At 55.2% G+C, this 511-nt stretch carries 1 protein-coding gene; it reads right to left on the reverse strand.

The genetic code is table 11. The annotated features are described in order from the left end of the window. Positions 1-373, reverse strand: a 373-nt coding sequence (locus tag ACR0KW_RS24320) for an aconitase family protein (RefSeq protein WP_480807319.1), incomplete at its 3' end; no start/stop codon positions are given. Between the last annotated feature and the right edge of the window lie 138 nt (positions 374-511).

Raw genomic sequence — 511 nt, forward strand, 5'->3', positions numbered from 1 at the left:
CAGGCACCTGTGGGTTCACTTTCTTCGGATCACCACCAAGGCTGACGGCAGCGTCGCGCATGGCGGCAAGGTCAACAACGGCGGGCACACCGGTGAAGTCCTGCATAAGCACGCGGGCGGGGCGGTAGGCGATTTCGTGCGATGATGTGCGGGTCGTCAGCCATTCAGCGACGGCCTTGATGTCATCCGCTGTAACAGAGCGGCCATCTTCGAAGCGCAGCAGATTTTCCAGCACCACTTTGAGAGAGAAAGGCAGTTTGGAAACGCCTGTCAGGCCGTTTTTTTCTGCTTCGGGAATGGAATAATACGTATAAAACTTGTCGCCGACTTGCAGCGTCTTTTTGGCTTTAAAACTATCCAGCGATTGTGTCATTTGGCGATCTCCCAAGTGCGCGGCGTGCAGGGGCAAGCCGCGGAGCAATGATCTTTTGGAGTAGCCTCAAGAGAGCGGCGGTGATGTGCCCGCTCTTCGAGGGGAATGCCTATTAGTTGTACTCCGTATACCTGTTTT

Source organism: Ruegeria sp. CG11 (genome assembly GCF_056537245.1).